Below are 15,767 nucleotides of genomic sequence, written 5' to 3'. Positions count from 1 at the left end.
CGCTGGCGACCCCCGGTCGTCACGCCGACCTCACGGGGCGGCAATCCGACCGGATCAGGATGCCGGACGAACGAATTCGTCCGCCGGGCGCTCCCCCGGGGCCCGCCACCCCGGTCAGTTCCCGGTGATCTCCCGGTGGGCGCCGGCCAGCAGCTGGTAGCCCTCGCCGTTGGCCTTGATGCCCGTGCGTTCGTCCTCGCTCAGCTCGCGGCGGACCTTGGCCGGGACGCCCGCGACCAGCGAGCCGGGCGGGACCACCATGCCCTGCGGGACCACTGCGCCGGCCGCGACCAGCGAGCCGGCGCCGATCAGGGCGCCGTTCAGCACGGTGGCGTTCATCCCCACCAGCACGTCGTCCTCGACCGTGCAGCCGTGCAGCACCGCGTTGTGGCCCACCGAGATCCGCTCGCCGACCACCAGCGGGAAGCCGGGGTCGGCGTGCAGGGTGCAGTTGTCCTGGATGTTGCTGCCCGCGCCGACGCTGATGGACTCGGCGTCCCCGCGGAGCACCGCGCCGTACCAGACGCTCGCGCCCGCGCCGACGGTCACGTCCCCCACCACCACGGCGTTCGGCGCGACGAAGGCACTCGGGTCGACGGCGGGCGCCCGGCCCCCGACTGCGGCGATCAGCGGCTCTGCCATGTCTCGTCCTCCTGGTGATGGTCGGCCGCACGCCCGTGCGACCCGCCGGTCAGCGTAGGGGGTCGGTCGCGGGCGCGGCCGTCCCGGGCTGGGGGCCGCACAGTGCCGTCGTGATCACCTCGGTCCAGGCGGCGTAGGCAGCCTGCTGGTCCGGTACGTCGTAGAGGGTGGTGCTGCCGGCGAACTGGCGCCTGCCGTCCGCGGAGCCGAGCATCATCGTGACGTAGCTGGGGAAACCGCCGGCGTGGCCCCAGAAGGTGCCGCAGGGGGTGTCCACCCGCTGGAGGCCGAGGCCGTAGTACCGGCCCGCGCCGTGGTCGGTGGTCTGCTGCATGGCGGCGAGTTCGGCCGGGTGCAGCAGGCGGCCGCCGAGCAGGGCCGCGAGGAAGGTGGTCAGGTCGGCGGTGGTGGAGATGCCGGCGCCGGAGGATCCCGCCATCGAGGGGTTGAGCAGGGTGACGTCGACCGGGCCGGTGTCCGTCTTCTCGTAGCCGTGGGCGTGCGGGCCGGGGACGACGGGCGAGTCGGCGGGCATCCAGGTGCTGGTCAGGCCGAGCGGGCGGATGATCCGGCGGGTCACCTCCTCGTTCCAGCTGCGGCCGGTGAGCTTCTCGATGATCATGCCGATCAGGACGTAGTTGGTGTTGGAGTACTGCCAGTCCGCGCCGGGCCGGAACGCGGGCGGGTACCGGCGGGAGATGTCGACCAGGTCCTTGAGGCCGTAGTGCCTGAAGCGACCGCCGTCGAGCCATTCCGGGCGCCGGTCGTCGAAGGCCGGGTCCTGGGTGTAGTCGGCGACGCCGCTGGTGTGGTCGAGCAGCTGCCGGACGGTGATCTCGGTGCTGTTCGGGACGATGCCCGGCAGCAGGCACTCCAGCCGGTCGTCGAGGTCCAGCCGGTGCTCGCCGACGAGCTGGAGCAGCGTGGTGGAGACGAAGGTCTTGGTGGCGCTGCCGATCCGGAAGGTGCCGCGCGGGTCGGCGGGCTCACCGGTGGTGAGGTCGGCGACGCCGGTGGCGTTGCGCCAGACCAGCCGGCCGTCCTGGCGGACGGCGGCGAGGGCGGAGGTCGAGTAGCCCGGGTCGGTCATCCCGGCCAGGGCGGCGTCGGCGGCCTTCCAGTCGTCGCGGCTGCCGGGGCTGTCGGGGGCGGCGACGCGGACGGCGGTGCGGCCGCGGGGATCGTCGCAGCCGGCGGCGGCCGGGCGGTCGGCGCCCTGGGCGACGGCGGCGGCGAGGTCGGCCGGAGCGAGCGCGGAGAGCAGGCCCGCTGCCACGGCGACCGCGACGGCGACACGCAGGACCGGGCGGCGGGGCCCGGCGGTCGGGGTGGTCGGGGTGGTCATGCCGTCCTCCCGGGTCGGGATGATGGTGGTCAACTCGGCTCGGGGGTCGAGCTCCTGACACCATGCCAGACCTTCGGGGGGCGGTCGTCCACCCTGCGGCCGGTCCGTGACCCCGACGCGCCCCGGAGCCGGACCCCGAGACGGTTCGGGGTACGGCTCCGGGGGTCGGATCGGGCAGGGCCGGTCAGGCGAGCGGGGCGTGCTTGCGCAACACCTCGATGAAGGCGCGCAGCCACGCCGGGTGGTCGGGCCACGCGCGGGCCGAGACGACCACGCCGTCCACCACGGCCTCGCCGTCGACGAACTCGGCGCCGGCGGCCTTGATGTCCGGGGCCAGCGCCGGGTAGGCGGAGGTGCGGCGGCCGTCCAGGGCACCGGCGGCGGCGGCGATCAGCGGGCCGTGGCAGATCTGCGCGACGGGCTTGTCCGCGGCGAAGAAGTGCTGCGCGATCCGCTGCACGTCCGGGTCGTTGCGCAGGTACTCGGGGGCGCGGCCGCCGGGGATGACCAGGGCCACGTAGTCGGCCGGGTCGACGTCGGCGAGGGCGAGGTCGGCGGGCCAGGTGTAGCCGGGCTTCTCGGTGTAGGTGTCGTAGCCGTCGACGAAGTCGTGCACCACGAACTGCAGGCGCTTCTTGGTCGGGGCCGCGATGTCGACCTGGTAGCCCTCCTCGCGCAAGCGCTGGTACGGGTAGAACACCTCCAGCGACTCGGCGGCGTCCCCGGTGACGAGCAGGATCTTCGATGTCATCGCCGACATCCCTCCACGTGGTCGAGCCTCAGGTCCGTTGTGGGCGCCGGGCGTTGGCGGCCGGCCGGGGCCCGGTCCAACCTCCCGTACCCGCCGCACGGTTGGCAACAGGGCGCACCGGGCGTACGGCGGCGCATATGGAGGCACGCGCGCCGGTTGCGCGGAGAGTGCGCCGGGCAGCCCGCCCGGCTGCGGCTCCCGGCGGGGCGCGGCCTAGACTCCTGCTGCCCACGACCTACCGCCACCCGGAGGAACCCATGCCGGACCGCACCACCTACCTCGTCCTCCCCGGCTACGAGAACTCGGGCCCCGAGCACTGGCAGACCCGCTGGGAGGCCGCCGAGCCGGAGACCTTCCGCCGGGTCGAGCAGGCGGACTGGGACCACCCGGAGCGGGAGGACTGGGTGGCCCGGGTGGACGCGGCGGTGGCGGCGGCCGCCGCCGAGGGCGAGGTGGTGCTGGTCGCCCACAGCCTGGGCTGCATCACGGCCGCGCGGTGGGTGGCCACCGCCCCCGCCGAGCGGACCGCCGCCGTGCGGGGCGCGCTGCTGGTCGCCCCGGCCGACATCGACACCGCCGAGGTCCCGGAGCTGGTGGACTTCCGGCCGGTGGCGCTGGAGCCGTTCCCGTTCCCGACCGTGGTGGTCTCCTCGACCGACGACCCGTGGGTCTCCCCCGAGCGGGCCCGCGCCTTCGCCGCGGCCTGGGGTTCCCGCTACATCGAGCCGGGTGCCTTCGGGCACCTCAACTCGGCTTCCGGACTGGGCGACTGGCCGGAGGGCCGCAAGCTGCTCGCCGAGCTGTGACACCGTGAACGGGGGGACGATGGACAAGCGGAGGTCACGGACCAGGCGCATCGTGGTCCGGCTGCTGGCGGCCTGCGGACTGGCCGCCGTCCTGCTGTACACCGAGGGGCAGTGGGAGAGCCGCTCGGGCGGGCGGATGGTGGTCGCCGACCTGCTCAACCGGCCGGAGCTGCTGCTGGGGGCGGCGCTGGGCGCGCTGATCGCGGCCGCCTGGCTGGGCGACCTGCGCGCCGCGGCGCTGCGGACGGCCACCCGGACGGTCACGGTGACCGCCGGGGTGGTGTTCGTGCTCGGGGTGCTGGCCGCACACAAGGTCGCGGCGGCCGAGACCCGCAGCCGGGAGACGGCACCGGCCGGGACCGAGCGGGCGCTGGTGGTGGTGCACCGCTCGTACGCCACCGGGCCGGCGCCGGGCGAGCACTGGCAGGTGCTGCTGGAGACCGGCGAGGGCTGGTCGGCGCGGCGCTGGTCGCTGGCGGACATCGGCGGGGGCGCGGACGACGCGCGGCTGGTGGAGGCGAGTTGGACCGGCCGGGAGCAGATCACCGTGGTGACGGACTCCTACCGGCGGGTGTTCAACCTCGACCAGGACAGCGGCGAGCCGGTCGAGGCCCGGTAGGGCCGCAGGCGTGTCGGGTGCGTGGCCGCGCGCAGGAAGTCGGCCGGGCCGACTTCCCGCGCGGCGGGTGCACGGCTGTCGGGGGCTCAGTCCGGTTTGACGACGGCGGTCGCCCTGAAGCCGCAGCACTGGAGTTCGCGGACGGGTGCGACGGTCGTCCGGCTGATCACGTCGCCGTGCAGGGTGCCCGTGGTGTCGACCGCGTCGGCGATGACGCCGATGCCGACCTGTCCGCCAGTGATGACGTTGTGATGGGTCGCGCCGTCGCCGTCCTGGATAGCCACGCCGAAGAGGCGGTTGTCGGTGAGGACGTTCGCAGTGATCCGGCAGCAGTTCGGAGCGGCGAACTGGTAGATGCCGATGTCCGCACCGGAGACGTGGTTACCGGTGATGCTGGTGCCGGCCGGGGTGAAGCCGGCGAAGATGCCGCCGGACTGCAGGTCGTTGATCGGGTCCGGGCCGCAACCGGGGGCGGTGCAGACCGAGTCGGCCACCGTGTTGCCCGTCACCGTCGCGACCGCCTCCCCGATGGCGATGCCGAACTGCTCGACCGGGATCTGTGCGCCGCCCGTGATCTCACTGTCCAGCACGGTGACCCGGGTGGGCGGGACGACCCCTGGAGGGCCCGCCAGGTTGATGCCGTCGAACTGGTAGCGGGCGATCCGGACCCCGCTCACCCGGCCGAAGGCGGTGCTGCCCTCGGCGCCCTCGACCTGGACGAACGGCGGCAGGCCGTAGACGACGCCCCGGCCGCCCGCCTGGTCGGCGGGGCAGGACGGAGGGGGCTGCATGTCCGTGACCCGGACGTCCGCGAGGTCGAGGGTGGCGGCCTGCAGCGCGGTGATGCCGCCGACCTCGGGACCGCAGGGGATCGGCCCGGACACGGTGAAGCCGACCATCCGTACGTGTGCGCCGTGGGCGACCCGCACGACGGCGCCCACCGGCTGGCCGGTGCGGGTGTTGGTGCCGAAGGTGGTGAGCGTCGCCGGCGCCTTGACGGTCGGCGCGTCGGCACCCACGAGTTCGAGGTCCTTGCCGCTGACGACCACCTGCTCGGTGTACGTGCCGCCCTGGACGACGACGGTGCTGCCGGAGGCGGCCGCGTCCACGGCGGCCTGGATCGTCGGGAAGTCACGGAGAACCAGCAGCGTCGGGGAGGCGGGAGCGGCGGTCGCCGCTCCCGCCACGGGGCCCAGGGTCATGGCGCCCAGGGCGGCGAGGACTGCCAGGCAGGCGAGGACGCAGCGCGTCCTGGCTCTGGCCGACCGGTTCATAGGGGCTCCCAATCTGCGAGGGGCGGGCTCCGCCCCACGCTAGGTCGGGGTCTCGGGGGCAGCCATCTCGTGGCTCCATCGGGCGGCGCACCGATCGGGTGACGCTCCGGCCGGGTGCTCGCACCGATCAGGGGGGCGCGCAGACGGGTGCGGCCCCGCGCGAGTACGGGTACTCGGGCGGGGCCGTCAGGAGGAGTTCACCGGTCCCCCGGGCTCACTGGTCCTCGGGGTCCGCCGGGGTGGAGGGAGCGGAGCGGCCGGTGGCGTCGGTGCCGCGCGGCCGGCCGGTGTTCCCGTTGGTGCCCGGGCCGCCCGTGGCCGGGGCGCCGGTGCAGGTGACCGAGCTCGGGGAGCCGCCGGCGGTGGTGCAGTTGGGGTCGCGCTTGGGCGGGTCCGGGATGTAGACGGTGGCGAAGTCCTTCTCCGGCAGGTCCCGGACGGCGTCGCTCATCGCCTGCTGCCAGATCGGCCCCGGGCCGGTCGCGCCGAACACCTCGGCCTGGTACTTGCCGCCGATCCGGATGTTGCGCATCGGCACCTTGGTGCCCGGGCTGCCGAGCCAGACCGAGCCGGCCAGGTTGCCCGTGTAGCCGGTGAACCAGGCCGACTTCTTCTCGTCCGTGGTACCGGTCTTGCCCGCGATCTGGCGGCGGTCGTCCAGGCCGAGGTCGCGCGCGGTGCCGCCCTTCTCGGTCACCCCGAGCAGCACGGTGTTGATCACGTCGGCGGTGTCCTCGGACATCGCCTGGCTGCACCGGGCCGGCGGCACCGGCACGTCCTTGCCGTCCACCGTGCTGATCCGGCTGATCGCCACCGGCGCGCAGTAGGTCCCGCGGGCGGCGAAGGTCGCGTACACGTTGGCCATGGTCAGCGGGCTGACCTCCTGGGTGCCGAGGCCGAGCGCGGGCACCTCCTGCAGCGGCGAGCCGTCCGCCTTGCCGGCCACGCCCAGCTTGTCGGCCATCTGCTTGACCGCGCAGAGCCCGATCTCCTGCTCCATCTGCACGAAGTAGGTGTTCACGGAGAGCGCCATCGCCTGCTTGAGCTCGTACGGGCCCTTCTCCTTCTCGGACTCGTTGGGGATCGTCCCGCCCGTCTTGCCCTTGCTGAGGTTCTTCCAGGTGCCGTCGCAGGTCTTCATCGTCGGCCAGTCCATGCGGTTGGGCGAGTCGTAGCGCTGGGTGGACGGCAGGCCGGCCTCCAGGGCGGCGGCGGCCACGATCGGCTTGAAGTTGGAGCCGGGCTGGAAGCCGATGCCACCCCCCATCGCCGCGTCCACGTTGTAGTTGACGACGGTCTCGTTCTTCTCCTTGGCCAGGCCGTACGGGCGGGTCTGCGCCATCGCCAGGATGTTGCCGGTGCCGGGCTCGACCATCGTCATCGCCGCGGAGACCGGGTCGGTGACGAACACCTGGGTGGAGACGGCGTTCTGGGCGGCGGCCTGCTTGTCCGGGTCCAGGGTGGTGTAGATGTTCAGGCCGCCGGTGTCCCACAGCTTCTTGCGCTCGGCCGCGCTCTTGCCGAAGGCCGGGTCCTGCTTGACCACGTGCCGCACGTAGTCGCAGAAGAAGCCCATGCCGGCCTTGGCGGTGATGCAACCGTTCTGCGGGTCCCGGTAGTTGAGGCCAAGCGGGGCGGCCTTGGCCTCCTTGGCCTGCGCCGCGGTGATGTGCTTGCTCTCCACCATCTTGTCGAGGACGGTGTCGCGGCGCTTCTGCGCGGCCACCGGGTGCAGCTTCGGGTCGTACTGCGACGGGTTCTGCACCAGCCCGGCGAGCATCGCCGCCTCGGGCAGGGTGAGGTCCTTGGCGTCCTTGCTGAAGTAGCGCTGGGAGGCGGCCTGGATGCCGTAGGCCTGGTGGCCGTAGAAGGTGATGTTGAGGTAGTTGGTGAGGATCTGCTCCTTGGTCAGGTCCTCCTCCAGCTTGATGGCGTACCGGAGTTCCTGGATCTTGCGGCCGAGCGTCTTGCGCTGCGCCTCGCGCACCGCCTCCGGGTCGTCGCCGGCCTTCTCCACGTTGACGTTCTTGACGTACTGCTGGGTCAGGGTGGAGGCGCCCTGCACGGTGGCGCCGCTCTCGGCGTTCTTGGTGATGGCCCGCAGGATGCCCTTGAGGTCGACGGCGCCGTGCTCGTAGAAGCGGGCGTCCTCGATGTCCACCTGCGCCTGGCGGATCAGCGGGGACATCTGCTCGGCGGTGAGGACGGTGCGGTCGCGCTCGTAGACCTTGGCGATCAGGCCGCCCTTGGCGTCGAAGATCTGGGTGGCCTGGGTGAGCGGCGGGGTCTTGAAGTCGTCGGGGATGTTCTCGAAGCCCTCGGCGCCGCTCTTGGCGCCGAGCCCGACCGCGCCGGCCGCCGGGAGGACCACGCCCGCCAACAGGACCCCGCCGAGCACGCTGGCACCGAGGAACTTGGCCGCGTGGCCCAGCAATCCGAGCGGAGTCTCACGGCGCCTCGGGCGGGGCACCCAGGTGTCGCCCGGATCCGGGGCGGGTATGCGGCTCTTCGGTGACATAGATCGAACATTACGGCCGTGAACACCCTGCGTGGGGCGGGTGTTGGCGAAGGATTGTCACAAAATCGCGACAGATTCGACTCATTCACGAGGGTCGAACGGACGTGCACGCAGGAGCAAGGGCCGTTCGTCCACGGCCTGTTGCCCCCGCGTGCCGGGTGGCGCCCCCGGCCGGCACTCCTCACCGGTACTCCGAACCGGTACTCCTCGCCGGTACTCGGAGAACGCTCAGCGGGCGCTCACTCCGCCGGGCAGAAGACGTCCTGGGCCGGGCGCCGACCGGTGACCAGGTAGTCCGTCACCACCGCGTCGCCGCAGGCGTTCCCGTTGGCGCGGTAGACGTCGTGGCCGCCGGAGTCCACCGTCACCATCCGGGCCCGGTCCCCGAACGCGGCGCGCAGCTTGAGCGCGCCCCGGTACGGGGTGGCGACGTCCCGCAGGTTCTGGGCCAGCAGGACGTTCGCCGGGCCGCGGTCGGTCACCGGCACGGCCGGCTCGGCGGGCGCGAACGGCCAGAAGGCGCAGGGCATCACGTTCACCGGCATGCCCGCGGTGAGCGGGTGGGCGGCCCGGTCGGCGGCGACGTCCTTGGCGTACCCGGCCGGGTCGGCGGGCCACGTGACGTCGTTGCACAGGGTGCCGACCGAGACCGCGACGGTGTTCTGCACGGCCGGCACGGCCTGCTCGGGCAGCGCCGCCGGGGCGGGCAGCGGGCGGCGGCCGAGGCCCGCCAGCATCAGCCGGGCCAGGTCGGGGAACTTGGCGTCCGCGTACAGGCTCTGCAGCATGGTCTCGCGCAGCACGTTGCCGTTCAGCTCGGCCGGATCGGCGCCCGGCCAGGGCAGCGGCGTGCGGTCGAGGCGGGTGGCGAGGTCGAGGAAGAGCGGGCGGACCTCCTCGGGGGTGTCCGCGACCCGGTCCGGATTGCCGGGCGCGGAGGCCCACGTGGCGAAGTCGGGGAACCGGTCCTCGACGCCCTGGCCGAAGGCGGCGAGCCAGTTGCGCTCCACCCGGGTCGGGTCCGGGTTGTCGTTGCTGTCCAGCACGATCCGGTCGGTCCGCTCGGGGAACATGGTGGCGTAGACGGCGCCTGCGTAGGTCCCGTACGAGGTGCCCCAGGCGGAGAGGCGGCGCTCGCCGAGGGCCCGGCGGAGGCTGTCGATGTCGCGGGCCTCGTTGGCGGTGGAGATGCTGCGCAGCACCGGGCCGCCGTTGCGGGCGCAGGTCTCGGCGATGCGGTGCTCGTAGGCGAGGTTCCCGTCGATCGAGCCGTCGGCGGCCGGCCAGGGGCGCAGCTTGACCATCGCCAGGTCGGAGCGGTCGAGCTCGCAGCTGACCGGGGTGGAGCGGCCGACGCCCCGCGGGTCGAAGCCGACCAGGTCGAAGCGGTCGAGCACGGACTGCGGGAGGCGCTTGGCGGCGTTGCCGGGGATGTCCAGGCCGGAACCGCCCGGTCCGCCGGGGATGGTGAGCAGGACGCCGTGGCGCAGGCTCGGCTTCGCGGCGGGGATGCGGGAGATCGCGAGCGTGATCTGCTCGCCGTGCGGGTCGCGGTAGTCCAGCGGGACGGTGACGGTGGCGCACTGTTGGCGCGGGTCGGCCTTCCCCTCGCAGGCGGACCAGGCGAGGCGGTCCTTGGCCGGGTTCGGTGCGTCGGCGGCGGCAGGCAGAGCGGTCAGCGCGGTGACGGCGAGGGCGGCGGCCGCGGTGGCGGCGGCTGCGGTGATCGTGTTCTTCGGCATGCCCAAGAGTCTGCTGGGGCAGGGGACTTGGACCCATCCGGGCAGCAGGCCGGTCGGGGGTGGGGTAATCCCCCGCCCACCGGGTGGAGGCCGCATCCGGGTGCGGCCTCCGGCGGGTGGGAGCGTCCGGACGGGACGTCAGAGGCCGAGCACGGCCGGGTCGGAGGCGAGGGCGCGCAGCGGCTCGCGCGGGTCGGCGACCAGCCGGCGTTCGGCCAGGTCGAGGATGCCGCCGACCCCGGTGATCTCGGCGGCCAGCACGCCATCCTCGCGGACCAGCCGCTGCACCACCTGGAAGGTCTTGCCGTCGCGCCAGGCGAACGAGCAGCTGACGTCCACCGAGTCGCCCGCGCGCAGCTCCCGCAGGTACTTGACCGTGGTCTCCAGGACGACCGGGCCCACGCCCTTCGCGACCAGGTCGGCCTGGCGGATCCCGGCCGCCTGCAGGTACTCCCAGCGGGCGTGCTCGGCGTACTGGAGGTAGACGGCCTGGTTGAGGTGGCCCTGCGTGTCGGTCTCGTACCCGCGGACGGTGATGCGGGTGGTGAAGTCCTGATCGTTCATGCCCCGCACGGTACTCCGGGCGGCGGGGCGCCACCTCGTGTCCTGCGTCACCCCCGGGACGTCACCCCGATGCGTCGCTGCGGGACGTCACTGCGGGACGTCACTGCACGACGTCGCTCCGGCAGTGCGGCCGGCAGCGGCGCCTTCGATCCCCGGATCGGGCGACGGGACGTTCAGCGGAGGGTGAGGATGCGGGGGCCGTCCTCGGTGATGGCCACCGTGTGCTCGACGTGCGCGGCCCGGCTGCCGTCACTGGTGCGCAGGGTCCAGCCGTCCGGGTCGGTGCGGTACTGGTCCCGGCCGCCGGCGATCAGCATCGGCTCGATGGCCAGCACCAGGCCCGGGCGCAGCGGGTAACCCCGGCCCGGGCGGCCCTCGTTGGGCACGTGCGGGTCCTCGTGCATGCTGCGGCCGATGCCGTGCCCGCCGTAGCCTTCCGGCATGCCGTAGCGCCCGGCGCGGGCGACGGTGCCGATGGCGTGAGCGATGTCGCCGATCCGGTTGCCGACCACGGCGGCGGCGATGCCGGCCTCCAGGGCGCGCCGGGCGTCCTCGATCAGGGCGGTGTCCTCGGGGCGGGCGGTGCCGACGGTGAAGCTGACGGCGGCGTCACCGGCCCAACCGTCCAGGACCGCACCGCAGTCGATGCTCACCAGGTCACCGTCGCGCAGCCGGTAGCCGTCCGGGATGCCGTGCACGACGGCGTCGTTGACGGAGGCGCAGATGACGGCGGGGAACGGGACGGGCGCGAAGGACGGCCGGTAGCCGAGGAACGGCGATCCCGCCCCGGCCGCCGTCAGCACGCCCCGCGCCACCTCGTCCAGCTCTAGCAGGCTGACTCCGACGGCCGCCGCCTCCTCCGCAGCGGCCAGCGCGTCGGCCACCACCCGCCCGGCTTCGCGCATCGCGTCGAGGGCGGCGTCCGACTTGAGTTCGACCATGGTCAATCACTCCCCTGGATCCAATTCTTATACCGGTATTTGTATCACGGTCGATGGTGTTAAATCACCATCCGGCAGGACCGGCGAAGGGTCACCTTCGGGGAGGGACGCGGCGGCCGCACGCTGCCGACCAGGGAATATGTGGCGCTCGGTCGGCTCGCGATCCGCTAGTGTTCGGCGGCGCAAGCTGATGATCTGACTGCAAGGAATCCACGTGACGACCCCGCCGACCGCCCCCGTCGACGAAACCCCGACCCCTGCCGAACCGCTCGCCCAGGAGCCCTGGGGTGCCGGACGACCCGCCCCCGCCGAGCCCTCGCGGCTCCGCCGGATCGGCCGCCGCGTCGGAGGGCCGCTCCTGCTGGTCGCGCTGATCATCGGCGGCCTGGTCGTCGCCGGGATGGCCGGCAAGTCCGACCCGGAGGCCGCGAAGGCCGGTGACTGCGTGCACGACCTCGGCGGCGGCGGGTCCAAGCCGAAGATGGAGATCGTGGACTGCACCAAGGCCACCGCCGACTTCAAGGTCACCAAGGTCGTCCACGACGGCGACGCCAAGCACGCGTGCGACTCGGAGCCGGAGGAGGTCTTCGGCTCCTACAGCGAGGAGCGCCGCAGCACCATCGTCGTCCTCTGCCTGGCCCTCAACGCCGACCGGCCCGGCGGCCCGGCCCCGCTGCCCAGCTGGCCCGCGCTGTAGAGAGACGAGGCCCTGGGGCCTGTCCGGCGGATCTTGCCGGGCAGGCCCTAGACTCGACCCCATGGTGAGGACTCCGCTGACCCCGTGGGAGCGCGAGCGTGGGGAGCGCTTCGGGGCGCTGCTGCGCGAGGCGCGTGGTGAGCGCAGCATGGTCGAGGTGGCGGCGGTGGCCGGTGTCTCGGCGGAGACGCTGCGCAAGATCGAGACGGGCCGGGCGCCGACGCCGTCCTTCTTCACCATCGCGGCGCTGGCCTTCGCGCTGGACCTCTCCCTGGACGAGCTGGCCGGCGCCTGTGCGCTGCCGGAGGACGGCGAGCACGGCGCAGCACTCTCGGCTTGACGGGCGACGGCCCGCCCTGCGCACGCGGCGCGGGGCGGGCCGTCGGCCTGACCAGGGGTCCGGCGGGTCAGCCGACCGAGCTGTTGTAGTTCTCGATCGCCGGCTGCAGTTCCTTGGCCGCGTCGGCCAGCGCCTGCTGGGCCGTCTTGCCGCCCGCGATGGTCTGCTCGATCGCGGTCTCCACGCCCTTGCGGGCCTGCGGCATCACGCCGAGCAGGCAGCCGGCCGTGGCCGAAGTGGGCTTGGTGGCCTTCAGCTGGTCGATCGCGGTCTGGAACTGCGGGTACTTGGCCACCCACTCCTTGTCCTTGGGGTCGTCCAGGGACTTCCGGTTGACCGGGAAGTAGCCGGTGCCGGTGTGCCAGGCGGCCTGCTGCTCGGGCGCCGTCACGAACTTCTCGAACTCCCAGGCGGCACGCTTCTCGGCGTCGGAGTGGCCGGGGCCGCTGATCCACAGCGAGGCGCCGCCGATCACCGGGCCGCCCTGGTCGGCGGCGGTGACCTTCGGGAAGGCCGCGGTGCCGACGCCGAACTTCGCGGCCTCGGTGTAGCCGCGCAGCACGCCGGTGGACTCCAGGTGCATGGCGACCGTGCCGGCCTTGAAAGCGGCCTGGGCGTCGTCGGTGGTGCGGCCGGTGTTGGCCGCGTAGCCGCCCTTGACCAGGTCGGCCCACCACTGGACGATCTGCGCGCCCTGGGCGGAGTCGAACACGACCTTGCCCGCCTTGTTGCTGCGGCCGTTGTCGTTGTCGCAGTACATCGTGCCGGACTCGGCCAGCAGCTGCTCGACGAACCAGCCGTAGATGGCGGCGCCGAAGCCGTACCGGACGGTCTTGCCGTCGGCGTCCTTCTTCGTCAGCTTCTTCGCCAGCTCGCCCAGCTCGTTGAGGTCCTTGGGCGGCTGGGCCGGGTCGAGGCCGGCCTCCTTGAAGGCGTCGGTGTTCAGGTAGAGCAGCGGCATCGAGGAGTTGAACGGCATCGACTGGAGCTTGCCGCCGACCGAGTAGTAGTTGCGGATGTTGGCGTCCAGGTCGTCCAGCGGGTAGCCGTCCTTGTCGGCGAAGGCCTGCGCCGGGACGGTCTGCCTGGAGTCGATCATGAACCGGGTGCCGATGTCGTAGACCTGGACCAGCGCGGGGGTGCCCTTCTGCTGCACCGCCGCCTTGTACTTGGTCACCAGCTCGTCGTACTTGCCCTGGAACTGCGCCTTGACCTCGATCTTGCCCTGGTGCGCGGCGTTGAACTGGTCGACCAGCCCGGTCAGCACCTCGGCGTTCTTGCCGGTCATCGAGTGCCAGAACTCGACACCGGTCACGCCCGAGGCCTGGTCGAGCGCCTGGGCGCCGGGCGCAGCGGCGTCGGAGGAGCCACCGGAGGCCGAACCGGAGTCACCGGAGGAGCTGCAGGCGGTCAGAGTCAGGCCGGCCACCAGCAGGGCCGCGAGCGCGCGTGCACTCTTCTTCACGAGGGTTCTCTCTCTGTGGGGAGGGACGGGCCGGGGGGAGCGGGTCAGCGGACGGCGCCCGCGGTGAGCGGTCAGCGGACGGCGCCCGCGGTCAGGCCGCGGACGATGAACCGCTGGCCGAAGACCACCAGGGCGAGGGTGGGCAGCAGGGAGAGCACGACACCGGCCAGGATCAGCCCCGGGTCGGCCATCTCCGAATCGCGCAGCGAGGTGAGACCGATCTGCAGGGTCTGCATGTTCGCCGTGCGAGTGATGATCAGCGGCCAGAAGTACTGGTTCCAGGCGGACAGGAAGACGTAGATCGACAGCGCCGCCAGCGCCGGCTTGTTCAGCGGGACGACGATCCGCCACAGGAAGCGCCAGTGGCCGGCGCCGTCGATCCGGGCGGCGTCGCGCAGTTCGCCGGGCAGCTGACGGAAGGCCTGGCGCAGCATGAAGGTGCCGAAGCCGGAGGCGAGGAAGGGCAGCACCAGGCCGAAGTAGGTGTTGCCGAGCCCCCAGCCGGACAGCGTCAGGTAGTTGGGGATGATGATCGCCTCCCACGGGACCATCAGCGTCGCCAGGAACACCCCGAACACCGCGGCCCGCGCCTTCAGCGGCAGGAAGACGAAGGCGTACGCGGCGAGGACCGAGGTGAACAGCTGGGCGAGGGTGATGGCGGTGGCCGTGATCGCCGAGTTGGCGTACTGGCGGGCCAGCGGGATCGCGTCCACGGCGCCGGAGAAGTTCCGGCCGGTGACCGTGTGCGGCACCAACGCGGGTGGGTAGGAGGAGAGTTCGGACGGGCCCATGAAGGCGCCGGCGACCGCGTAGTACACCGGGAAGGCGACGGTGACGAGGGCGACGGCGAGCAGCAGGTAGACGGCGGCGCGGCCGAGCAGGTCCCGCGGGGAGCGCCCGGCGAGGGCGCGGGTGCGCGGGCGGGGTGCTTTCGACGCCTCGGGCGCCTCGGCTTCGGTGGCGATCGTGGTCATGCGTAGTGCACCTTCCGCTCCAGGACGCCGAACTGGACGGCCGTGCAGGCGAGGACGACCACGAGCAGCACCACGGCCTGGGCGCTCGCGGTGCCGAAGTCGCTGGAGCCGTAGGCGAAGGCCTTCTCGTAGACGGAGTAGACGAGGGTCCGGGTGGAGCCGTCCGGCCCGCCCTTGGTGAGGATGTGGATCTGGCCGAAGCTCTGCAGCGCGTGGACGGTGGAGACCACGGTGAGGAAGAACAGGTTCGGGCCGAGCATCGGGACGGTGATCGAACGGGCCAGCCGCAGGCCCGACGCGCCGTCGATGCGGGCCGCTTCGACGATCTCCCCCGGGATCGACCCGATGCCGGCGGAGAGCACCAGCACGTTGTAGCCGAGGTTCATCCAGACCGTGGTGACGGCCACCGAGACCAGCGCGTAGTGGGAGTCGGTCAGCCAGCCGACCGGGCCGAGGCCGACGTGCGAGAGCAGGCCGTTGAGCACCCCGCTGGCGGGGTTGAAGAACACCGCGAAGACCACCGAGGCGCTGGCCACGGAGAACGCGAACGGCAGCGCGAAGGCGGAGCGCAGCAGCCGTACGCCGCGGATCCGGTTCTCCAGGAGCAGCACCAGCGCCAGCGCACCGAGCACCCCGGGGACCACGGTGAGCAGCGTGAACAGCGCCGTGGTGACGAGGGTTCGGCGGAAGTCCGCCGAGGTGAGCAGGTCGGTGTAGTGCTTGAACCCGACGTAGCGGGAGGGCGCGCCGAAGAGGTCGTTGGCGTGTCCGCTCAGGTAGATCGTCCGCCCCAGCGGGTAGCCGATGAAGAGGACGAAGACCGCCAGGGAGGGCAGCAGGAAGGCCCAGGCGAGCCCGTGTTCGCCCCAGCGGCCCCGCCGGGGTGCTGGTGGGCGGGGCCCACCCGGGGCCCGGCGTGCGGTGCGGTCGGCATGGGGTGCGCGTCCGCCTTTCGTGATGTCGGTTCCGGCCGAAACCGTGTCTTGCCCACACGACGCGATGGGAACCCCGGGGTGATCGGCGGGTGTCACCGGGATTACGCGTTCGCGTCAGATCCGGCCGATCGTGCCCGGCCGGGCTCCCTGCCGG

The 15,767-nt window shown here is 72.7% G+C and carries 15 protein-coding genes; 4 read left to right on the top strand and 11 right to left on the bottom strand.

Translation table 11 applies throughout. The features are described from left to right. Window positions 1-114: 114 nt before the first annotated feature. The 3 genes from CRP52_RS30735 to CRP52_RS30725 form a co-directional block, all read right to left on the bottom strand. The gene (locus CRP52_RS30735) at window positions 115-642 is read right to left on the bottom strand and encodes a gamma carbonic anhydrase family protein (protein ID WP_097239367.1); all 528 of its coding nucleotides are present in this window, start codon (window positions 640-642) and stop codon (window positions 115-117) included. Between the two features lie 49 nt (window positions 643-691). Continuing rightward, complete coding sequence (locus CRP52_RS30730) at window positions 692-1,987, bottom strand: serine hydrolase domain-containing protein (protein ID WP_143685867.1); 1,296 nt, start codon at window positions 1,985-1,987, stop codon at window positions 692-694. Window positions 1,988-2,171: 184 nt separating this feature from the next. Next, window positions 2,172-2,738, bottom strand: a complete 567-nt coding sequence (locus CRP52_RS30725) for a DJ-1/PfpI family protein (RefSeq protein ID WP_097239365.1) — start codon at window positions 2,736-2,738, stop codon at window positions 2,172-2,174. A 257-nt stretch (window positions 2,739-2,995) separates the two neighbouring features. Between CRP52_RS30725 and CRP52_RS30720 the strand changes: the two genes are divergently transcribed. Both CRP52_RS30720 and CRP52_RS30715 read left to right on the top strand, forming a co-directional pair. After that, on the top strand, window positions 2,996-3,544 hold the full coding sequence (locus CRP52_RS30720; protein WP_097239364.1) for an RBBP9/YdeN family alpha/beta hydrolase: 549 nt from the start codon (window positions 2,996-2,998) through the stop codon (window positions 3,542-3,544). Window positions 3,545-3,563: 19 nt separating this feature from the next. Further along, window positions 3,564-4,163 (top strand): hypothetical protein, encoded by a 600-nt coding sequence (locus tag CRP52_RS30715; RefSeq protein WP_143685866.1) that lies wholly within the window; start codon window positions 3,564-3,566, stop codon window positions 4,161-4,163. Between the two features lie 86 nt (window positions 4,164-4,249). Here CRP52_RS30715 and CRP52_RS30710 read toward each other — a convergent pair whose 3' ends face one another. The 5 genes from CRP52_RS30710 to map all read right to left on the bottom strand — a co-directional run bounded on the left by CRP52_RS30710 (window position 4,250) and on the right by map (window position 11,202). Continuing rightward, on the bottom strand, window positions 4,250-5,437 hold the full coding sequence (locus tag CRP52_RS30710) for a right-handed parallel beta-helix repeat-containing protein (protein WP_097239362.1): 1,188 nt from the start codon (window positions 5,435-5,437) through the stop codon (window positions 4,250-4,252). Window positions 5,438-5,651: 214 nt separating this feature from the next. Then, window positions 5,652-7,955: a transglycosylase domain-containing protein gene (locus CRP52_RS30705; RefSeq protein WP_097239361.1), complete on the bottom strand. Its 2,304-nt coding sequence runs from the start codon at window positions 7,953-7,955 to the stop codon at window positions 5,652-5,654. Window positions 7,956-8,194: 239 nt separating this feature from the next. Continuing rightward, complete coding sequence (locus tag CRP52_RS30700) at window positions 8,195-9,697, bottom strand: alpha/beta hydrolase (protein ID WP_097240470.1); 1,503 nt, start codon at window positions 9,695-9,697, stop codon at window positions 8,195-8,197. A gap of 138 nt (window positions 9,698-9,835) precedes the next feature. Beyond that, window positions 9,836-10,261 carry an acyl-CoA thioesterase gene (locus CRP52_RS30695; protein WP_097239360.1) on the bottom strand — a complete coding sequence of 142 codons (426 nt, stop codon included), beginning with the start codon at window positions 10,259-10,261 and terminating at the stop codon, window positions 9,836-9,838. A gap of 173 nt (window positions 10,262-10,434) precedes the next feature. After that, window positions 10,435-11,202, bottom strand: a complete 768-nt coding sequence (gene map, locus CRP52_RS30690) for a type I methionyl aminopeptidase (RefSeq protein WP_097239359.1) — start codon at window positions 11,200-11,202, stop codon at window positions 10,435-10,437. Between the two features lie 214 nt (window positions 11,203-11,416). On the opposite strand from map, the gene CRP52_RS30685 reads away from it, so the two are divergent. Together CRP52_RS30685 and CRP52_RS30680 are read left to right on the top strand one after the other, a co-directional pair. Next, window positions 11,417-11,899 carry an LppU/SCO3897 family protein gene (locus tag CRP52_RS30685; protein ID WP_097239358.1) on the top strand — a complete coding sequence of 161 codons (483 nt, stop codon included), beginning with the start codon at window positions 11,417-11,419 and terminating at the stop codon, window positions 11,897-11,899. 61 nt (window positions 11,900-11,960) lie between these two features. Then, window positions 11,961-12,239, top strand: a complete 279-nt coding sequence (locus CRP52_RS30680; RefSeq protein ID WP_097239357.1) for a helix-turn-helix domain-containing protein — start codon at window positions 11,961-11,963, stop codon at window positions 12,237-12,239. A 67-nt stretch (window positions 12,240-12,306) separates the two neighbouring features. On the opposite strand, the gene CRP52_RS30675 is transcribed toward CRP52_RS30680, so the two are convergent. From CRP52_RS30675 to CRP52_RS30665, 3 genes are all read right to left on the bottom strand, one after another. Beyond that, entirely contained in the window at window positions 12,307-13,704 is a 1,398-nt protein-coding gene (locus CRP52_RS30675) for an ABC transporter substrate-binding protein (RefSeq protein WP_218893137.1), read from the bottom strand. A 71-nt stretch (window positions 13,705-13,775) separates the two neighbouring features. Continuing rightward, window positions 13,776-14,678 (bottom strand): carbohydrate ABC transporter permease, encoded by a 903-nt coding sequence (locus CRP52_RS30670; protein WP_097239356.1) that lies wholly within the window; start codon window positions 14,676-14,678, stop codon window positions 13,776-13,778. Continuing rightward, window positions 14,675-15,709 (bottom strand): carbohydrate ABC transporter permease, encoded by a 1,035-nt coding sequence (locus tag CRP52_RS30665; protein ID WP_257032933.1) that lies wholly within the window; start codon window positions 15,707-15,709, stop codon window positions 14,675-14,677. The genes CRP52_RS30670 and CRP52_RS30665 overlap by 4 nt, the downstream gene beginning before the upstream one ends. Between the last annotated feature and the right edge of the window lie 58 nt (window positions 15,710-15,767).

The organism is Streptomyces sp. 1331.2 (genome assembly GCF_900199205.1).
Taxonomy (GTDB): Bacteria; Actinomycetota; Actinomycetes; order Streptomycetales; family Streptomycetaceae; genus Kitasatospora.
This window is presented reverse-complemented; position numbering and strand designations above follow the sequence as displayed.

Coding starts and splice junctions, on each gene's coding strand:
- CRP52_RS30680 (WP_097239357.1), top strand. CDS start 11,961: ATGGTGAGGACTCCGCTGACCCCGTGGGAGCGCGAGCGTGGGGAGCGC.
- map (WP_097239359.1), bottom strand. CDS start 11,202: ATGGTCGAACTCAAGTCGGACGCCGCCCTCGACGCGATGCGCGAAGCC.
- CRP52_RS30735 (WP_097239367.1), bottom strand. CDS start 642: ATGGCAGAGCCGCTGATCGCCGCAGTCGGGGGCCGGGCGCCCGCCGTC.
- CRP52_RS30700 (WP_097240470.1), bottom strand. CDS start 9,697: ATGCCGAAGAACACGATCACCGCAGCCGCCGCCACCGCGGCCGCCGCC.
- CRP52_RS30725 (WP_097239365.1), bottom strand. CDS start 2,738: ATGACATCGAAGATCCTGCTCGTCACCGGGGACGCCGCCGAGTCGCTG.
- CRP52_RS30670 (WP_097239356.1), bottom strand. CDS start 14,678: ATGACCACGATCGCCACCGAAGCCGAGGCGCCCGAGGCGTCGAAAGCA.
- CRP52_RS30715 (WP_143685866.1), top strand. CDS start 3,564: ATGGACAAGCGGAGGTCACGGACCAGGCGCATCGTGGTCCGGCTGCTG.
- CRP52_RS30710 (WP_097239362.1), bottom strand. CDS start 5,437: ATGAACCGGTCGGCCAGAGCCAGGACGCGCTGCGTCCTCGCCTGCCTG.
- CRP52_RS30705 (WP_097239361.1), bottom strand. CDS start 7,955: ATGTCACCGAAGAGCCGCATACCCGCCCCGGATCCGGGCGACACCTGG.
- CRP52_RS30695 (WP_097239360.1), bottom strand. CDS start 10,261: ATGAACGATCAGGACTTCACCACCCGCATCACCGTCCGCGGGTACGAG.
- CRP52_RS30730 (WP_143685867.1), bottom strand. CDS start 1,987: ATGACCACCCCGACCACCCCGACCGCCGGGCCCCGCCGCCCGGTCCTG.
- CRP52_RS30720 (WP_097239364.1), top strand. CDS start 2,996: ATGCCGGACCGCACCACCTACCTCGTCCTCCCCGGCTACGAGAACTCG.